Source organism: Bacillus sp. MUM 13 (genome assembly GCF_001866725.1).
Lineage (GTDB): Bacteria > Bacillota > Bacilli > Bacillales > DSM-1321 > Peribacillus.
In genome coordinates this window covers 36871-51156 of the sequence record NZ_MLYQ01000090.1, presented here as the reverse complement: position 1 = coordinate 51156, position 14286 = coordinate 36871, and the positions used below count along the sequence as shown (strand labels likewise).

Below are 14286 nucleotides of genomic sequence, written 5' to 3'. Positions count from 1 at the left end.
AGGACTTAACCAAAATGACGTCTGATATATATTTCTTCTATTATCTAGTTTTGAAAGAACAACGTTCCTCATAGTTTGGTGGCGATAGCGAAGAGGTCACACCCGTTCCCATTCCGAACACGGCAGTTAAGCTCTTCAGCGCCGATGGTAGTTGGGGGTTCTCCCCCTGTGAGAGTAGGACGCCGCCAAGCAAGCGGAAGGCCAGCAGAGATGCTGGTCTTTTTTTGTGTGCAGAAATAATTTATAAAAAAATTAGGCTATGTTAAAGTTATTGGTTGTTTTTGATTAAATCGTTATCGTTTGTATTATCCTAACTGTATTCATTAACAAGAGGGGTAATCCAAATGACTTTAGCAAAAATAAACGCTGATATTTCTTCTTTAAAGGATAGAGACAAAGAAACGATTTTAGGGTATCTTACTCGTTATTTCTCGCCCTCCGCTACACAACAAGGTGCTTTAATTGGTGAATTAAGAGAGAGGATGTTTTCACATGGTTTTCATTGTCGTCATTGTGGCAGTACATCAGTGGTTCGTCATGGCAAGCGAGATGGTCGCCAACATTATAAGTGCAAAGACTGCCATAAATTAAGTAGCGATTTAACCAATTCTCCAATGTATCGTTCGAAAAAGACAGACAAATGGATTCCTTTTATTGAGTGCATGTTAAATGGTCTATCACTTCGTAAGACCGCTGAAAAAATTGGCATCACTCATGTATCTGCTTTTTATTGGAGGCATAAAGTGTTGTTTGCTCTTGCAAAAGATAGTACCGATAGTACCGGTATTTTTGAAGTACTAGTAGAAGTAGATGAAACATACTTCTTAGAAAGCCAGAAAGGACGAAGAGTTATAGCGAACCGTAAGCCAAGAAAACGTGGTGGCTCAGGCAGAATACTAATGGAGCAAATTTGATACTGCCCCTACACCCCATTTCATGAATGATGCGGTGCTTATTTCCGATGCTCATAATTCTTACAAATCATATACATCTAAAACCGATTTGGAACACGTCATCATAAATGGCAGTAAGAAAGAATATGTAAAGAAAGGTATCTACCACCTCAATAATATTAATAATTTCCATTTCATTTAAAGAATTGGATAAGTCGTATTAATGGTGTTTCTACGAAGTATTTACAGCTTTATCTGGTGTGGTTTCAATTCCTCGACAATAAAAAAATGGAAAGCGATTTAAGCAAGAAAAAACAAATGCTTATCTTGGCAAGTGTTCAAGGAACATGGGAAACCGCAGACAAGTTATGACTGAGAGACTATTCATTCTAAATAAAAAGTGCACATAAAAATGAGCTGGGAATTGTATCTCCAAGCTCATTGCATTTTGATGTCCATTTTTTACTAAAGCCCCCGTTAGCCATCCATGCAGCAAAAAAACTCTGCACCACAGAGGATGAAAATTGTTACAGAACGGGTATATTTCAGTATGGCTGGCGAAGGAGGTCGATGAACTATGGTGCCATTGAGCCCAACCGTTAGTCTAACTCCAACGACCACGGTGCATCACAAATTGTCGCACATTGTCGCACTCTATACGAGTAGCACTCATGGAGATTAATCCTACTCTGGTTATTGCACCAGCCTTGCCTTTATTTTAGGAAGAATGGGGTTGATTCTTGATTTAACTTTTAACTCAAAATTTAATATAAGCATCCTGAAGGCTCAGCCTTTTTTAAAAAAGGATATATTTTGGGTATTTTTTAATTTTCATGGGAGTTTAAGAATTTTACCAATTCAATTTCATCTCTGATTGGGATACCATCATTACCGATTAAAGGTATCTCAGGTTTAAATTTTCTCGCTTTCTCAACAGCATTATTTATAATTTCGGACAGGATGAAACCACGTTTTTGATAAAATTTTAAAGCTAATAAATTATCGTTTGTTGTTATCAGTTTGACGAGCTTACATTTTTTCTTGGTAGCAAGTTTTTCTACTTCCTGTACTAACGATGTACCTATGCCTCTACCTTCATCTACACTATCTAATGATATAATTTCGCATTCGTTTTCTTTAATTATGTAAGTAATTAAGCCAATGATTTTAACTTCTTCATTTATAACAGCGAAGCCATCTAATGTACTGCAATCATAAACCCCAGTGGAAATAACCATTTCTGTACTTCCCCAATGCAACACAAAAAAATCCATTATTTTATTTTGCGGTAATTCCTCAATTGTGTAGATTTTCATAATGATTCACCTCAATTATTAATTATAATTCCTTGCTCAACTAAACTGCCACGTTCGTATTATAAGGTCATCCAGATATGAAAATATTTCTGGTTGACCAATTTTTATATGGTCTTATTATAACGGTAGCCGGGGTAAAACGTAACTGCCCGTGGGACCTGGATCCCGTCAGCTAAACAGTTTGCCCCCTACTTGTAGAAACATGATTGAGGCTGGTTGGGACATAGATCTCGTATAACAAGCGAAGCTGTGATACTGCAAGAAGAAAAAGGGGTACCGGCAAAATAAGAGATTAGGAGATGATACAGGATGAATCCAGTCTTAGGTCTGGATATTTCAAAGGGGGAAAGTCAGGTTCAAGCTTTTTTAGATAAAGGCAAATCATTTCGTAAGAGCTTTAAAGTATCTCATACCCTTGAGGGGCTTGGGTTACTTGTGGAGTTTCTAGAACTTGTGCAAAATGAAACAGGTAAGAAGCCCCCTGTCATACTAGAAGCAATTGGACACTATGATTTACTGACCCTAAAAAGCTCGTGGCTGTCGCTGGTGTAGACCCTAGTGTTTTCGAATCTGGCAAGTTTACTGCCACAAAAAACCGAATCACAAAAAGAGGATCTAGCAGACTTCGTCACGCCTTATATATGGCTGTTCGTTGCGCTATACGTGACTGTCGCAAGAGCAAAACAAGCGATGAAATCATTCCTCGAAATAAGAAATTACGAGAGTTCTATGATAAGAAACGAGAGGAAGGAAAACCATTTAAAGTAGCAGTAATTGCTTGTGTAAATAAGCTCTTACACTGGATATTTGCCTTATTAAGAAACAGAACAACTTTCCAAGATATAGCATAGAAACAACATCTAAGTAAATAACGAAAAACCTTCCAGTTGAGAGAACATGAAGGTTATTTGGTTATTTGGTATACCCTTTTTTAGTATATCACGTTGGATTTCGTTATTTTAATGAAAAATATTGACAAACTATTAGCTGGTTTAGTTTAAGTGTAAAACTTCACAATCTCATTCTAATTTTAACAGGTAGGTGCCACCATCCAATTTTACTGAAAATCAACCATTCCCTTTAACATAGCCAAAAATTAAAAAAGAAAATCAGTCAATCACCCTATAAACGGTTATTGCCGTTCAGAAGCTTGAACACGGCAGTTAAGCACGTGCGCCGATGGAAGGTAAAGGACAGTGACAAGGAAGTTCTTCTAATCTGCAACGTCCTGTGCAAGTCCATGCAGAGCCGGGACCACAAAAGCAAATGAAAGGTCAGCAGAATCCGTCCTGGTTAATTCGCTCGAATAGACTGCAATTTCGCTCGAATGGAAGATGATTTGGCTCTAAACAGAGCAGATTTCGCTCGAATGACAGCCTATTTGGACTTATTATCCAAATAATTGGAAATTTATGCGTCCAAAATCTAAGCTTTTTACCAATAAGGCATTATTTTAGGCCTGAAAACTATGAATCCCTGTGAAATTCGCCAACAATCTTCCATTTGTAAGGAATTACCTTCCTATTTTTCATGTGTTTTGGCTGCAATGGGGTATATAATACATGAAGATACAGCACAATTAACTACATATTGCATCGGAGTGACGGATATGCTTGAGAACGGCATTATCATGATTGGCATCATACTGGCCATTAATATTGTTTATGTTTCTTTTAATACGATTCGGATGATTCTAACCTTGAAGGGCCAGAAGTATTTGGCCGCATTCATCAGCATGATTGAGGTCATTATATATGTGATAGGCCTGAGGCTTGTGCTGGATAACCTCGATCAGATACAGAATTTGATTGCATATGCTGCGGGCTATGGAATCGGTGTGCTGGCAGGGATGAAGATTGAAGAAAAGCTGGCGTTGGGGTATATTACTGTAAATGTCATTTCAACGGAACAGGATAAAAACCTGCCTAAGCTGCTCCGTGATAAAGGCTTCGGGGTAACGAACTGGGAGGCTCAGGGACTTGAGGGGAACCGTATGGCTCTTCAGATCTTAACACCAAGAAAATATGAGCTGAAGGTGTATTCCGTCATTAAGCAGATTGATCCTAAAGCATTTATTATTACTTATGAACCTAAAACGATACACGGTGGCTTTTGGGTGAAATCCGTGAAGAAAGGAAAGCTGTTTGGTGAGTAAAAAAAGTAAAATGATTTTTGAAGTGCAGGAAGGCGAGAGCATTGATGATTGCCTGTATAGGATGAAAGAGGAAGGCTATATGCCGGTGAAACGGACAGAAAAGCCGATTTTTGAAGAAAAAAAGATAGATGGGCTGGTAAAATATGAGCCTGTAAAGAGGAAAATCGTATTTGAAGCAAAGCTGATTGACTAAACACGAACGATTTTAATTTATATTAAGATAATATTCGATTATTGCTTGACAGTGAAACATGGTGAGCGTTACTATGGTGATAGTGAAAATGAAATCTCTCATATAATACTTGGGGATATGGCCCAAAAGTTTCTACCCAATAACCGTAAATTATTGGACTATGAGAGAAAGTAGATGAACTTCCAGGATTTGATGTCTTGTTTCTTAATGTTGGACAGACTGCATTCCGGACAGACTGCTTTCTCTTTATGAGGAAGGTCTGTCCGGTTTTTTTATTTGAGATAATAGAAAACCGGCAAGCTGGAGGAGAGTATATGAAACCATCTGTTGGCGTTATCATGGGAAGCATTTCGGATTGGGAAACAATGAAATATGCGTGCGAGGCATTAGATCAGCTAGAGGTGCCGTATGAAAAAAGGGTTGTATCAGCCCATAGGACACCGGATGTGATGTTCGAATATGCAGGAAGCGCGAGGGATAGGGATATTAAAGTGATTATAGCGGGTGCCGGGGGAGCTGCCCACCTGCCAGGCATGGTTGCTTCAAAAACTACATTGCCCGTCATCGGGGTGCCTGTGCAGTCTAAAGCACTGAAGGGCATTGATTCATTGCTGTCGATTGTCCAGATGCCTGGCGGGATTCCGGTCGCGTCCGTTGCCATAGGAAAAGCAGGTGCCACAAATGCCGGGCTGCTTGCCTCACAGATGCTTGCCATCGAGGATAAGGAGCTTGCACAAAGGCTTCAGTCCATGCGTGATGAAATCAGAGATAAGGTGCTATTGAGCAATGAACAGCTTAAATGAGAAAGTGATCCTTCCGGGGCAGACGGTAGGCATTATCGGCGGAGGGCAATTAGGCAGAATGATGGCACTGTATGCAAAGTCAGCCGGGCTGAACATTGCTGTTATCGATCCAGCAGAAAATGGACCATTAGCACAGGTGGCAGATGTTGAAATCATTGGGGAATATGATGACATGCGGGCACTTGAAAAGCTTGCTGAAGCCAGTGACGTGATTACCTATGAATTTGAAAATATTAGCTCAGAAGCACTGGATTGGCTGAAGGGGCATGCATATCTTCCTCAAGGCTCCGAGCTGTTAAAAATGACACAGGACCGCATCACGGAAAAGAAAGCGATACGTGAGGCAGGGGCGATGCTTGCTCCATATTTTGAAATTAATGAGCTTCAAGACGTTTATGATAAGATAGACGAGCTGGGCTATCCAAGCGTTCTTAAAACATCACGGGGCGGCTATGACGGAAAAGGGCAGCTTGTCATCCGGAAACAGGAAGATATCGCAATGGCTGCCCCTTTGCTGAAGCATGGAGCTTGTGTGCTGGAGGCATGGGTACCATATAAAAAAGAGATCTCTGTGATTGTGGCAAGGAAAGAAAATGGCGAAATAAGTTATTTTCCTGTTGCGGAAAACCTTCATGTTGAAAACATTTTACATCAGACTATTGTACCGGCGCGCATTAGCGCTGAAGCGGAGAAAAAGGCTCGGGAGATGGCCGGAAAACTGGCCGAATCTGCCGGACTTGTCGGTTCACTTGCTGTAGAAATGTTTCTGACAGAAGACGACAGCATTCTCATCAATGAGCTTGCACCGCGGCCCCATAATTCCGGGCATTATACGATAGAGGCGTGCGAAACTTCACAGTTTGAGCAGCATATACGTGCGATATGCAACTGGCCTCTTGGAAGTACTGAATTAATGAAGCCGGCCGTGATGGTGAACATACTTGGACAGCATATCGATCCGATTATGAAGGCGATTCCTGGCCTGAAGGATTGGAACATACATCTTTATGGAAAAAAAGAAGCTAAGCACAACCGGAAAATGGGGCATGTTACCCTGCTGCGGGAGTCTATCGATGCAGCTCTTTCCGAGATACGTGAAAGCGGCATTTGGCTAAGAGAAAGCGAAACGGAGGACCAATCATGATTGAACGTTATACACGCCCGGAAATGGGTGCGATCTGGACAGAGGATAACCGCTTTAAAGCATGGCTTGAAGTGGAGATTCTGGCATGTGAGGCATGGTCAGAGCTTGGAGTGATACCAAAGGAAGATGTGAAGCTTCTTCGCAAGAATGCTTCTTTTGATGCAAAAAGGATACAGGAAATTGAAGAAGAAACCCGCCATGATGTGGTTGCTTTTACAAGAGCAGTTTCAGAAACATTGGGAGATGAGCGCAAATGGGTCCATTATGGACTTACCTCTACGGATGTTGTCGACACAGCCCTTTCTTATGTCCTGAAGCAGGCAAATGAAATTCTTGAGAAAGACCTGGACCGTTTTGTGGAAATCTTGAAAAACAAAGCCCGTGAACATAAGCATACCGTGATGATGGGGCGTACTCACGGAGTTCATGCCGAGCCTACTACCTTTGGCCTTAAGCTTGCTCTTTGGTACGAAGAAATGAAGCGGAATGTAAATCGTTTCAAGGAAGCCAGGAAGAATATCGAGTTCGGCAAAATTTCCGGAGCTGTCGGAACGTACGCCAATATTGACCCGTTTGTTGAGCAATATGTATGCGAAAAGCTTGGCCTTGAGGCTGCACCGATTTCGACGCAAACTCTGCAGCGGGACCGCCATGCGCATTATCTCAGCACAATTGCTTTGATTGCTACATCAATTGAGAAGTTTGCAACAGAAATACGCGGCCTTCAGAAAAGTGAGACACGAGAGGTTGAGGAATTTTTTGCAAAAGGCCAAAAAGGGTCTTCTGCTATGCCTCATAAGCGCAATCCGATCGGTTCGGAAAATATGACAGGTATGGCACGCGTCATCCGCGGTTATATGATGACAGCGTATGAAAATGTTGCCCTTTGGCACGAGCGTGATATTTCACATTCTTCAGCAGAGCGGATCATTTTGCCTGATGCAACAATCGCTTTGAATTATATGCTGAACAGGTTTGGGAATATTGTGAAAAACCTGACCGTATTCCCTGAGAATATGAAGCGGAACATGGACCGCACACTTGGCTTAATCTATTCACAGCGTGTGCTGCTTGCGCTGATCGACAAAGGCCTTGTTCGTGAAGAAGCGTATGATACGGTCCAGCCGCATGCCATGGCTGCCTGGGAAGAGCAGGTCCCTTTCCGCTCGTTGCTTGAACAGGATGATAAAATCACCAGCCTGTTAACAAAGGAAGAGCTCGATGACTGCTTTGATTACCATTACCACCTGAAATATGCAGATGTGATCTTTGACCGTCTGGGATTATGATAATTCCCCTGCTGCCGTCTGGCGGCAGGGACTTCCATAACAATCTCTTTAAAAATAAAATTGCCAATATTCCGTATATGGGGGCCTCGAAATGGAAAAGCGCGAATTGCTGTACGAAGGTAAAGCCAAGAGAATTTATGCAACAGACGATGAAAATATAGTATGGGTTTCGTATAAGAATTCTGCTACAGCTTTTAATGGTGTGAAGAAGGAAGAAATAGAAGGCAAAGGCAGGCTCAATAATGAGATTTCCAGTCTGATATTTTCAAAGCTTCATGAAGCGGGGATTCCGTCTCATTTTATAAAAAAAACATCGGACAGCGAACAGCTGGTGAAAAAGGTTGCCATCATCCCGCTTGAAGTTGTGGTCCGGAATACAGCAGCAGGGACTTTGTCTAAACGCCTTGGGCTTTTAGAGGGCACACCGTTAAAGAAAACATTGGTGGAATTTTATTATAAGGATGACGAGCTGGGCGATCCGCTATTGACTGAAGACCACATTTGGGAGCTTGGTCTTGCATCTAAGGAAGAATTAGTGCAGCTAAAGGAACAGGCACTCAAGGTGAATACCTTTTTATCAAGCTTTTTTAAAGAACTGGGTGTGAATCTGATTGATTTCAAGCTTGAATTCGGCAAGACAGGGGACAATGAGATCCTGCTGGCTGATGAAATATCTCCAGATACATGCCGTTTATGGGATTCTGAAACAAATGAAAAGCTCGATAAAGATGTATTCCGCAGAGACCTTGGAAGCCTCACAGATGCATATGAAAAAATTTTAGCAAAGCTTGGAGGACGTCAGCATGTATAAAGTTAAAGTCTATATCACATTAAGGGAAAGTGTACTGGATCCCCAGGGAACAGCAGTCATGCATTCACTGCACAGCTTAACGTATGAAGAGGTGAAAGATGTCCGAATAGGGAAATACATGGAGCTTATGATCGAGAAAAGCGAAAATGATGTGGACCAGCTTGTAAGAGATATGTGTGAAAGGCTTCTGGCGAATACAGTCATTGAAGATTACCGCTGCGAAATCGAGGAGGTCGTATCACAGTGAAATTCGCCGTCATTGTTTTTCCGGGGTCCAATTGTGATATAGACATGCTGCATGCCATAAAGGATGAGCTTGGAGAAGAAGCAGAATATGTGTGGCATACTGCTGACAGTTTAGATGAATATGACGCCGTGCTTTTGCCAGGGGGCTTTTCATATGGAGATTATTTGCGTTCAGGTGCCATTGCACGCTTTTCAAGGATCATGATTGAAGTCATAAAAGCAGCGGAAGCAGGAAAGCCGGTCCTTGGGGTCTGCAACGGATTCCAAATTCTCCTGGAGGCTGGGCTTTTACCTGGAGCCATGCTAAGAAATAGTGATCTGAAATTTATCTGCCGCCCTGCCAGCCTTAAGGTTACAAACGCCGGAACATTATTCACAACAGGTTATTCAAAGGGTGAAGTCATCACAATTCCCATTGCACATGGTGAAGGCAATTATTATTGTGATCAAGAAACCCTGCAGTCACTGACAAAGAATAATCAAATCGTGTTCACGTACAATGGAGAAAATCCTAATGGAAGCCTCGGGGACATTGCCGGGATTGTGAATGAAAGAGGAAATGTACTCGGAATGATGCCGCATCCGGAGCGTGCTGTAGACAGCTTGCTTGGAAGCGCCGATGGTATAAAGTTATTTCAGTCAATCGTGAGAAACTGGAGGGAATCATATGCAATTAATGCTTGAGCCAAGTCCGGAAACGATCAAGGATAAACGGATTTATGCAGAAATGGGACTTAGTGATGAAGAATTTGCGATGGTTGAAAAAATCCTCGGCCGTACACCGAACTATACGGAAACAGGATTGTTTTCAGTAATGTGGTCTGAGCATTGCTCGTACAAGAACTCTAAACCCGTGCTGAAAAAATTTCCGGTAACAGGCGAAAAAGTGCTCCAGGGTCCTGGTGAAGGAGCAGGGATTGTGGATATTGGCGATAATCAGGCAGTGGTTTTTAAGATTGAGAGCCATAACCATCCTTCTGCAATCGAACCCTACCAGGGAGCGGCAACAGGAGTTGGCGGGATCATCCGTGATGTATTTTCAATGGGGGCACGCCCTATCGCTCTATTAAACTCGCTTCGTTTCGGTGAGCTTGATAATCCCCGTGTGAAGTATCTATTCAAAGAGGTTGTGGCCGGCATTGCAGGATACGGAAACTGCATCGGCATTCCGACGGTTGGGGGAGAGATCCAGTTTGATCCTTGCTATGCAGGAAATCCCCTGGTGAATGCGATGTGCGTCGGTTTGATCAATCATGATGAAATCCAGAAGGGCCAGGCCCGCGGAACGGGAAATACGGTTATGTATGTTGGAGCCAAAACAGGGCGTGATGGCATTCATGGTGCGACATTCGCTTCTGAAGAGCTTACAGATGCATCTGAGGAAAAGCGCCCTGCTGTACAGGTTGGGGATCCGTTCATGGAAAAGCTTTTGCTTGAAGCATGCCTTGAATTGATTGGTTCAGATGCACTGGTTGGAATTCAGGATATGGGCGCTGCAGGACTTGCAAGCTCATCAGCTGAAATGGCCAGTAAAGCGGGGTCCGGAATCGAGATGAATCTAGACCTTGTGCCACAGCGCGAAACAGGGATGACCGCTTATGAAATGATGCTTTCAGAGTCACAGGAGAGAATGCTGATCGTCGTAAAAAAAGGGCGTGAGCAGGAAATTATTGAGCTGTTCCAAAAGTACGATCTGGAAGCTGTTGCAGTCGGGAAAGTAACGGATGATAAAATGCTAAGGCTTTACCACAATGGCTCAATTGCGGCAAATGTGCCTGCCGATGCTTTGGCAGAGGAAGCGCCGGTATATCATAAACCTTCCCGCGAGCCAGAGTATTTCCGTAAGTTTCAGGAAATGGAAATGCCTGTTCCGCAGGTGGATGATTATAAAGAAACCCTTAAAGACCTGCTTAAGCAGCCGACGATTGCCAGCAAGGAATGGGTGTATGATCAGTATGATTATATGGTCAGGACCTCCACGGTTGTTCCCCCGGGTTCTGACGCAGCGGTTGTCCGAATCAGGGATACCAATAAGGCGCTTGCCATGACAACCGATTGTAATTCCAGGTATCTCTACCTGGATCCTGAAGCAGGCGGAAGGATTGCAGTTTCAGAAGCAGCACGGAATATTGTCTGTTCCGGTGCAGAACCCCTGGCGATTACGGATTGCCTTAACTTCGGAAATCCTGAGAAGCCGGAGATTTTCTGGCAGATTGAAAAAGCAGCAGATGGAATGAGCGAGGCATGCCGCACACTGGGCACCCCGGTGATTGGCGGAAATGTATCTTTATATAACGAAACAAATGGGATGGCGATTTACCCGACCCCGGTTATCGGCATGGTTGGCCTAGTAAAGGACCTTTCCCATATCACTACTCAACACTTTAAAAATGAGGGAGATCTCATTTATGTAATCGGACAGGCAGAAAACGAATTCGGCGGCAGCGAGCTTCAGAAAATGATCCATGGGAAAATTTTTGGAACAGCACCGGAACTTGATCTGGATCTTGAGAAAAAGCGCCAAAATCAGCTGCTGAATGCCATCCGGGGCGGACTTGTTTCTTCTGCACATGACCTTGCAGAAGGCGGATTGGCAGTTGCACTTGCTGAATCACTTTTTGGAGGGAACGGTCTTGGGGCAAGCGTGATGTTAAAAGGAAATACGGTTTGTGAATTATTCAGTGAAACACAATCCCGCTTCCTTATTTCCGTTAGACCGGAAAATAAAGAGTCATTTGAAGCAGGCATAAAAGATGCAATTCATATCGGTGAAGTGAATGATTCAGGTTTCCTCACGATTATGGACAGCGAAAACAATACAATTGTTGATGGAAATACTGAAGAACTGTTTTCAGCCTGGAGAGGAGCGATACCATGCTTGCTGAATTAAAAGGATTAAATGAAGAGTGCGGATTGTTTGGGGTCTGGGGACATGAGGATGCAGCGCAGATTACGTATTACGGCCTTCACAGCCTGCAGCACCGCGGCCAGGAAGGTGCAGGGATCGTCTTGACAGATGGCGGGCGCCTCAGCGGCATTAAGGGAGAAGGACTTGTTACCGAAGTTTTTACAGCTGACAAGATGCAAAGTCTTTCCGGCAATGCGGCAATCGGCCATGTGAGATATGCAACATCTGGCGGCGGAGGATATGAAAATGTCCAGCCGCTGCTGTTTAATTCCCAGAGCGGGGGAATGGCCCTGGCCCATAACGGAAACCTGGTTAACGCCGTCCAGCTAAAAGCGCAGCTTGAAGCACAGGGAAGCATCTTCCAGACTACCTCTGACACCGAGGTTCTTGCGCACTTGATAAAAAAAGGCGGCTTCTCCGACTTCAAGAGCCGGGTGAAAAATGCCCTTTCCATGTTAAAAGGCGCCTACGCGTTCCTTATTATGGATGAAAACCAGATGCTTGTCGCACTTGACCCGCATGGACTGCGCCCGCTTTCTTTAGGAAAGCTTGGAGAGGCGTATGTGGTTGCTTCAGAAACATGTGCCCTTGATATTGTCGGAGCGGAGTTTATCAGGGATATCCAGCCTGGAGAGCTTCTTGTGATTGATGATTCCGGCATTGCCTCAGAACGTTTCTCGCTTTCCACACAGCGCTCGATGTGTACGATGGAATATATTTACTTTTCGCGTCCGGACAGCAATATTGATGGTATCAATGTTCATACAGCGAGAAAAAATTTAGGCAAACAGCTTGCTTTAGAAGCCTTTATAGAAGCGGATGTAGTAACAGGTGTACCTGACTCCAGCATATCAGTGGCTATTGGGTATGCCGAAGCAACAGGTATTCCTTATGAGCTTGGCCTGATTAAAAACCGTTATGTCGGAAGGACCTTCATCCAGCCTTCACAGTCACTTCGTGAACAGGGTGTGAAGATGAAGCTTTCTGCCGTCCGGGGAGTGGTTGAGGGCAAACGGGTGGTTATGGTGGATGATTCCATTGTGCGCGGGACGACCAGCAAAAGAATTGTATCTCTTTTGAAGGAAGCCGGAGCAAAGGAAGTTCATGTTTTGATCAGCTCGCCGCCGATAAAAAATCCATGCTATTACGGAATCGATACTTCCACAACGGAGGAATTGATCGCCTCCGACAATTCTGTTGAAGAAATCCGCAAAATTATCGGTGCGGACACGCTTACGTTCTTAAGCGTGGAAAGAACGGTCGCTGGAATCGGAAGGCCTTTTGAGGGAGAGCTTCATGGTCAGTGCATGGCTTGCTTCACGGGTAAATATCCGACTGAAATATTCGAGGAAACCAAGCTCCAGCTTAGCCAAAAGTGTTAATCAAACGTTTGATTAAATTTGTTTCAGGCAAGCAATGCCAAAGGTTCTGCCATCTTTACGGTTGATGGCGGAGGTTTCAATAGAGAGGACTGAAATATAAATGGCCAATGCGTACAAAGATGCAGGTGTGGATATTGAAGCGGGCTACGAGGCTGTGGACCGCATGAAAAAGCACGTTCAGCGGACACTGCGCCCTGAGGTTCTGAATGGCTTGGGCGGATTTGGCGGTATGTTTGACCTATCGGCATTAGGTTTAAAGGAGCCTGTTCTTGTTTCAGGAACGGATGGTGTTGGTACGAAGCTTAAGCTGGCATTTATGCTTGATAAGCATGATTCAATCGGCATCGACTGTGTGGCAATGTGTGTGAATGATATTGTTGTGCAAGGAGCAGAACCGCTTTTTTTCATGGATTATATTGCATGCGGAAAAGCCAAGCCGGATGTAATTGAAAGCATTGTTAAAGGCGTGGCAGAGGGCTGCAGGGATGCCGGGTGTGCGCTGATCGGCGGAGAAACGGCTGAGATGCCTGGGATGTATCATGATGATGAATACGATTTGGCAGGCTTTACGGTAGGAGCCTGCGAGAAGTCCGGACTTGTAAACGGGAACAGCATAAAAGCGGGAGATGTGCTGATAGGCCTTGCTTCAAGCGGCATCCACAGCAACGGCTATTCGCTGGTCCGCAAGATTCTTCTAGAAGATGAAAAGCTTGATTTACACAGCTACTTCGAAGAACTCGGCACAACACTTGGAGAAGAATTGCTGACTCCAACAAAAATTTACGTTAAACCTCTATTATCAGCTATGAAAAAATATCAGATAAAAGGTATGGCCCATATCACTGGCGGCGGATTTATTGAAAACATTCCCCGGATGATGCCTGAAAACCTAGGCGCGGACATTCAAAAGAATTCCTGGGCTATTCCTGCTATTTTCAGCTTTCTTGAAAAAAGGGGCAATCTGAACCAAGCTGAAATGTTCAATATTTTTAACATGGGTATCGGAATGGTACTCGCTGCAGATGAAAACGATGCAGCAGATCTTATCAGCCATTTTGAAGAATGCGGAGAAAAAGCATATGTAATCGGAAAAGTGACAGGCGATAAGGGAGTTTCGTTTAATGAGTAAGTGCTGATAGATGGATA

The 14286-nt window shown here is 43.7% G+C and carries 13 protein-coding genes, 1 rRNA gene, 2 pseudogenes and 1 riboswitch; of the genes and pseudogenes, 15 read left to right on the top strand and 1 reads right to left on the bottom strand.

Going from position 1 to position 14286, the window contains the following annotated elements; translation table 11 throughout:
* Positions 1-74: 74 nt before the first annotated feature.
* Both rrf and BIV59_RS23320 read left to right on the top strand, forming a co-directional pair.
* Positions 75-191: ribosomal RNA gene (gene rrf / locus BIV59_RS18480) — 5S ribosomal RNA — on the top strand.
* Positions 192-344: 153 nt separating this feature from the next.
* Positions 345-1265: pseudogene (locus BIV59_RS23320) on the top strand (IS1595 family transposase).
* 452 nt (positions 1266-1717) lie between these two features.
* On the opposite strand, the gene BIV59_RS18470 reads toward BIV59_RS23320, so the two are convergent.
* Positions 1718-2209: a GNAT family N-acetyltransferase gene (locus BIV59_RS18470; protein WP_071352928.1), complete on the bottom strand. Its 492-nt coding sequence runs from the start codon at positions 2207-2209 to the stop codon at positions 1718-1720.
* 309 nt (positions 2210-2518) lie between these two features.
* Here BIV59_RS18470 and BIV59_RS24540 point away from each other — a divergent pair, with 309 nt between their 5' ends.
* The 13 genes and pseudogenes from BIV59_RS24540 (at position 2519) to purM (ending at position 14269) form a co-directional block, all read left to right on the top strand.
* The gene (locus BIV59_RS24540) at positions 2519-2761 is read left to right on the top strand and encodes a hypothetical protein (protein ID WP_071352927.1); all 243 of its coding nucleotides are present in this window, start codon (positions 2519-2521) and stop codon (positions 2759-2761) included.
* Positions 2722-3060 (top strand): annotated as a pseudogene (locus tag BIV59_RS24535) (transposase); the annotation flags it as partial. The gene BIV59_RS24540 and the pseudogene BIV59_RS24535, both read left to right, overlap by 40 nt.
* Before the next feature lie 758 nt (positions 3061-3818).
* Complete coding sequence (locus BIV59_RS18455) at positions 3819-4364, top strand: DUF2179 domain-containing protein (RefSeq protein WP_071352925.1); 546 nt, start codon at positions 3819-3821, stop codon at positions 4362-4364.
* Positions 4365-4374: 10 nt separating this feature from the next.
* The gene (locus BIV59_RS18450) at positions 4375-4557 is read left to right on the top strand and encodes an NETI motif-containing protein (RefSeq protein WP_071352934.1); all 183 of its coding nucleotides are present in this window, start codon (positions 4375-4377) and stop codon (positions 4555-4557) included.
* Between the two features lie 78 nt (positions 4558-4635).
* A riboswitch (purine riboswitch) is annotated at positions 4636-4738 on the top strand.
* A gap of 133 nt (positions 4739-4871) precedes the next feature.
* A complete protein-coding gene (purE, locus tag BIV59_RS18445; RefSeq protein WP_071352933.1) occupies positions 4872-5360 on the top strand; it encodes a 5-(carboxyamino)imidazole ribonucleotide mutase in 489 nt (162 codons plus the stop codon).
* Complete coding sequence (gene purK, locus BIV59_RS18440) at positions 5344-6504, top strand: 5-(carboxyamino)imidazole ribonucleotide synthase (RefSeq protein ID WP_071352924.1); 1161 nt, start codon at positions 5344-5346, stop codon at positions 6502-6504. Before purE ends, purK begins: the two co-directional genes overlap by 17 nt.
* Positions 6501-7793 carry an adenylosuccinate lyase gene (purB, locus tag BIV59_RS18435; protein WP_071352923.1) on the top strand — a complete coding sequence of 431 codons (1293 nt, stop codon included), beginning with the start codon at positions 6501-6503 and terminating at the stop codon, positions 7791-7793. Before purK ends, purB begins: the two co-directional genes overlap by 4 nt.
* 91 nt (positions 7794-7884) lie before the next feature.
* Positions 7885-8604, top strand: coding sequence for a phosphoribosylaminoimidazolesuccinocarboxamide synthase (purC, locus tag BIV59_RS18430; protein WP_071352922.1), 720 nt, complete (start codon positions 7885-7887; stop codon positions 8602-8604).
* Entirely contained in the window at positions 8597-8851 is a 255-nt protein-coding gene (purS, locus tag BIV59_RS18425; protein WP_071352921.1) for a phosphoribosylformylglycinamidine synthase subunit PurS, read from the top strand. Before purC ends, purS begins: the two co-directional genes overlap by 8 nt.
* Entirely contained in the window at positions 8848-9534 is a 687-nt protein-coding gene (gene purQ / locus BIV59_RS18420) for a phosphoribosylformylglycinamidine synthase subunit PurQ (RefSeq protein ID WP_071352920.1), read from the top strand. The genes purS and purQ overlap by 4 nt, the downstream gene beginning before the upstream one ends.
* On the top strand, positions 9518-11740 hold the full coding sequence (gene purL, locus BIV59_RS18415) for a phosphoribosylformylglycinamidine synthase subunit PurL (RefSeq protein WP_071352919.1): 2223 nt from the start codon (positions 9518-9520) through the stop codon (positions 11738-11740). Before purQ ends, purL begins: the two co-directional genes overlap by 17 nt.
* Entirely contained in the window at positions 11725-13140 is a 1416-nt protein-coding gene (gene purF / locus BIV59_RS18410; protein ID WP_071352918.1) for an amidophosphoribosyltransferase, read from the top strand. The genes purL and purF overlap by 16 nt, the downstream gene beginning before the upstream one ends.
* A gap of 100 nt (positions 13141-13240) precedes the next feature.
* A complete protein-coding gene (gene purM, locus BIV59_RS18405) occupies positions 13241-14269 on the top strand; it encodes a phosphoribosylformylglycinamidine cyclo-ligase (RefSeq protein ID WP_071352917.1) in 1029 nt (342 codons plus the stop codon).
* Positions 14270-14286 lie beyond the last annotated feature (17 nt).

What these genes read in the sequence shown, in the direction of transcription:
- purM (WP_071352917.1), top strand. Translation starts at nt 13,241, where the DNA reads ATGGCCAATGCGTACAAAGATGCAGGTGTGGATATTGAAGCGGGCTAC.
- BIV59_RS18450 (WP_071352934.1), top strand. Translation starts at nt 4,375, where the DNA reads ATGATTTTTGAAGTGCAGGAAGGCGAGAGCATTGATGATTGCCTGTAT.
- purF (WP_071352918.1), top strand. Translation starts at nt 11,725, where the DNA reads ATGCTTGCTGAATTAAAAGGATTAAATGAAGAGTGCGGATTGTTTGGG.
- BIV59_RS18455 (WP_071352925.1), top strand. Translation starts at nt 3,819, where the DNA reads ATGCTTGAGAACGGCATTATCATGATTGGCATCATACTGGCCATTAAT.
- BIV59_RS24540 (WP_071352927.1), top strand. Translation starts at nt 2,519, where the DNA reads ATGAATCCAGTCTTAGGTCTGGATATTTCAAAGGGGGAAAGTCAGGTT.
- purE (WP_071352933.1), top strand. Translation starts at nt 4,872, where the DNA reads ATGAAACCATCTGTTGGCGTTATCATGGGAAGCATTTCGGATTGGGAA.
- purS (WP_071352921.1), top strand. Translation starts at nt 8,597, where the DNA reads ATGTATAAAGTTAAAGTCTATATCACATTAAGGGAAAGTGTACTGGAT.
- BIV59_RS18470 (WP_071352928.1), bottom strand. Translation starts at nt 2,209, where the DNA reads ATGAAAATCTACACAATTGAGGAATTACCGCAAAATAAAATAATGGAT.
- purC (WP_071352922.1), top strand. Translation starts at nt 7,885, where the DNA reads ATGGAAAAGCGCGAATTGCTGTACGAAGGTAAAGCCAAGAGAATTTAT.
- purK (WP_071352924.1), top strand. Translation starts at nt 5,344, where the DNA reads ATGAACAGCTTAAATGAGAAAGTGATCCTTCCGGGGCAGACGGTAGGC.
- purB (WP_071352923.1), top strand. Translation starts at nt 6,501, where the DNA reads ATGATTGAACGTTATACACGCCCGGAAATGGGTGCGATCTGGACAGAG.
- purL (WP_071352919.1), top strand. Translation starts at nt 9,518, where the DNA reads ATGCAATTAATGCTTGAGCCAAGTCCGGAAACGATCAAGGATAAACGG.